4 protein-coding genes are annotated in these 3,566 nt (G+C 66.8%); 3 read left to right on the forward strand and 1 reads right to left on the reverse strand.

The window, feature by feature from the left end; genetic code table 11:
• The first annotated feature begins 134 nt into the window (after positions 1-134).
• Entirely contained in the window at positions 135-926 is a 792-nt protein-coding gene (locus AAGI46_16335) for a hypothetical protein (GenBank protein MEM1013775.1), read from the forward strand.
• On the opposite strand, the gene AAGI46_16340 is transcribed toward AAGI46_16335, so the two are convergent.
• Entirely contained in the window at positions 853-1,188 is a 336-nt protein-coding gene (locus AAGI46_16340) for a hypothetical protein (protein ID MEM1013776.1), read from the reverse strand. The genes AAGI46_16335 and AAGI46_16340 overlap by 74 nt on opposite strands.
• 19 nt (positions 1,189-1,207) lie before the next feature.
• Here AAGI46_16340 and AAGI46_16345 point away from each other — a divergent pair, with 19 nt between their 5' ends.
• Positions 1,208-1,942 carry a hypothetical protein gene (locus tag AAGI46_16345; protein ID MEM1013777.1) on the forward strand — a complete coding sequence of 245 codons (735 nt, stop codon included), beginning with the start codon at positions 1,208-1,210 and terminating at the stop codon, positions 1,940-1,942.
• 136 nt (positions 1,943-2,078) lie between these two features.
• The gene (locus AAGI46_16350; GenBank protein MEM1013778.1) at positions 2,079-3,362 is read left to right on the forward strand and encodes a DPP IV N-terminal domain-containing protein; all 1,284 of its coding nucleotides are present in this window, start codon (positions 2,079-2,081) and stop codon (positions 3,360-3,362) included.
• Positions 3,363-3,566 lie beyond the last annotated feature (204 nt).

Here is a 3,566-nt window from a genome sequence, read left to right on the forward strand (position 1 = left end):
GTGAGCGGAGCGATCCCCCGGATCCCTCGAAGTTTGATCTCCGTCCTGTTCCGGGGGATCGCTCCGCTCACCCCTCGGCGTCGGTCTCTGCAGAAGCGGTCCGTCGTGCTAGAGCATGACCTACAACAGTCGTCTTGAGCGAACGACGACCGAGTCTTCGAGAGTTGCTGCGACCCGGCATCCGGGGTGTCCGGGCGAACTGGCGGCCGTTTGTGTTGTTGCAGTTGGTCGCGTTTGCGGTGGTGGTGAGTTACTACCAGGTCGATTTCGTTCGTGAAGCGCTAAGTCACCTGGAGCAGCTCAAGGAGCGGCACGGCTATCTCTTTGCGGGTGCTGCTTCGGCAATCGCCGGGGCGCTCCTGCCGGAAGCGGCCAAGCTGGTGATTCAGCCGGGGTTTCGATTGCGGGATCGCGGCGAGGAAGTGCTCTTCCTGCTGGTGCTCTTCTTCTTCAACGGCATGCTTGTCGACGGGTTCTATCGCCTCGTCGGGCACCTCTTCGGTTCAGGCATTGATGTGCCGACCGTGCTGGGCAAGACGCTGGTCGACATGCTGGGTTTCACGCCGTTCGTGGCGTTGCCGATCGTGATGTTCGCATTTGCGATTCGCCGGCACGGCTACCGGCCGATGGATGGCGTGCGCGAGGTGGCAAGGACCGGGCCGGTCGCGTGGTATTTGAAACGCGTCGTGCCGATCCTGCTCCCGAACTGGGCGTTCTGGGTGCCGATGGTGCTGCTGATCTACTCGATGCCGTCCGGCTTGCAGATCGTGATGTTCGCCGGGGCGTTGTCGGCGTGGTCGCTGGTGATGGTCTTCATCGGCAACGACGAAGCGACCAGGGAGGCCGAGCAACTCACGCTGCCTGTGTCGACGACGAGCGTCGACGCATCACCTGGCGACGCGTCCGCTCCTGCAGCCAGCCGCTGAGGCGGACGTGCTTGTGCCGGGCGTGACGCAGGTGCTCCAGGTAGTCCTTGAGCGGGCCGGTCTTGAACGAGGCGAGGAAGTCGGGCGTGGCCGACGGATTGAACCGGCGGATCGCTTCGATGGTGCGGCGTCGGTCGTCGAGGACCGCCTCGCGTAGTCGCCGGCCGACGTCGGAGGTGTCGCTGGCACTCGGCCCGCTCGACGCGGGGTCGGAGGGGCGGGTCGCGTCGTTGGTGCGCTGCGCGTTCCTGAAGAGGTTCATCGACCGATAGCATCGACGCGTGAGCGACTCCGACTCCAGTGCGACCACCGATGCCACGCCGACCAATGCTGGCGGCGGGTCGCTGGCGAACCTGCGTCGCATGAGTTCGACAGCCGGCGTGTCGTCGGGCGCGTACCGGCCGGTCAATCCGCTGGCGGCCGTGGCGGGTGTGTTGGCGTTGCTGGCGCTGGGTACGTTCGTCCACGCCGGCTTCCTCGCGGCGGCGGCGGTCGGCATTGCGAGTTCGGCCGCGGCGCTGTGGCAGGTGCGGCGGTCGTCGGGAACGCAGGCCGGCGGATTGATCGCGTCGGTGGCGTTCGTCCTGTGCCTCGGCCTTGTGGCGTGGTCGATCTACGGCTACGCGACACGCAGCCAAACGGAAGCGAGCGAGTCCAAGGAAGTCCGCGCGGCGTGCGATGCCTTCGGCCAGCTCTTGGCCAGCGGCGACTACGACGCGGCCTACGCGATGACGCACCCGGCCTTCCAGGAAGACGTGCCGGCCAGTCGGTTCCGGTTCATCGTCGGCTCGTACCCGCAGGCTCAGAATCGTGACGGCACGTTCGTGTACGGCGCCTATCTCGGTGCCTCGGCCGGCGAGCGGATTCGCCTGTCGGTCGGCCCGGGCAATCGGCCGGAGGCGTCGCTGGAGCTGTCGTCGACGTTTGAGAATGCCGAGCCGTTGCGTCAGCCGGTTGTGATGCGTGAGACGGACGACGGCTGGAAGTTTCGGAGCTTCGAGCTCTGGTTCCCGTAGGCGTTGCGATCCGATGAGATTATCGGGCGGCGTGCGTTGGCTTTAAGGCGTGCGTGCGTCGGGCCGATACGCGTGAGGACTGCCCGGCCACGAGGGCCGCAGTGTTTCACGCCACGCTCGTCATCGAAGGATCGTCATGAAGGTTCACCCGCTCATCGCCGGCACTGCCACCGCTGCTGCTGCCGTCCTGGCCGCCAGCTCGCTCACCGGCTGCGTGTCGGGCAACCCGTTCGAGTCTGCCCGGCCCGACGTCGCGCCGATCGCCCAGACGCCCGACACCACCCCGGACTACGACACGACACCCGGCACGCGCTTCGGCAACACGCCGGCCGCGTCGTTCACCGAGGTGCCGACCGTCTCCGGCGATGCCGACATCGGCTTCGTGTCGACCGACGCCCGCGAGCCCAACGCCTTCGGCGAGTTTGAGGGTGAGGGCGAACGCCCGTACAAGCCCGTCGCCGGTCGCGCTGGCTACCAACAGCACACCTACGTCGACGAGGGCTTCGACACCGACGTCGCGGTCAGCCCTGACGGCGAAGCAATCGCCTTCGCCTCGACACGCCACAGCCAGCGGAGCGACATCTACCTCCAGTCCACCAGCGGCCTGGCCGTCACGAAGCTGACGACCGATCCGGCCGATGACGCGTTCCCGTCGTTCAGCCCGCAGGGCGATCGCATCGCCTTCTGCAGCAATCGCGCCGGCAACTGGGACGTGTACGTCATGGACCGCGACGGCCGCAACGTCACGGCAATCACGCAGGGCACGGGTCACGACCTGCACCCGAGCTTTTCGCCCGACGGGCGCAAGCTTGTCTTCTGCCGCATCGGTAGCCGCAGCGACCAGTGGGAGCTGTGGACGGCGGACATCGCCACGGGCGAGAAGACCATGATCGGCTTCGGCCTGTTCCCGGATTGGTCGCCGCGGATGGACAAGGACGTCATCGCCTTCCAGCGTGCCCGTCAGCGTGGCGGCCGGTGGTTCAGCCTCTGGACGCTCGAGCTTGACAACGGCGAGCCGACGAACGTGACGGAAGTCGCGATGAGCACGAACGCCGCCCTCGTCGCCCCGGCCTGGTCGCCGGACGGCATGAAGATCGCCTTCGCCACGGTCGTCGAGCCAGGTGCCGGCATGCCCGACACGGACAGCGCCGTCGGCCGACAGGACATCTGGACCATCGATGCCGATGGCACGAATCGTCACCGCATCACTGACGGCAAGGGCACGTATGCCACGCCTTCCTGGGCCGAGAACGGCCGTGTGTTCTTCGTGAGCGATCGCGGCGGGACCGAGTGCGTCTGGAGTGCCCGGGCCGACGCGACGAACCTGAGCCGCATGGCCACGCGTCCCCCGACGCCTGCCCAGCCCAAGGCCAGCACGACGCCGCCTTTCGCCAACACGGGCAACAGCACGATCGACTGAGATTGAAGTCGAGACTCGCCGTCGTCCGATAAGTAATTTGGACGAGCCGCCCGCACGGATGGGGGCGGACGCGCGTATCCGCCAGCGACAGGACGTCGACGATGCGGCAATGGAAGTTGGTGCTCTCGCTACTCGCCGCCGGTCTCATGACCGGCGGTTGTCAGCAGAATCGGTACGGCATCGAGCGTTCGATCGCTCTGCCAC

Source organism: Planctomycetota bacterium (assembly GCA_038746835.1).
GTDB lineage: Bacteria > Planctomycetota > Phycisphaerae > Tepidisphaerales > Tepidisphaeraceae > JBCDKH01.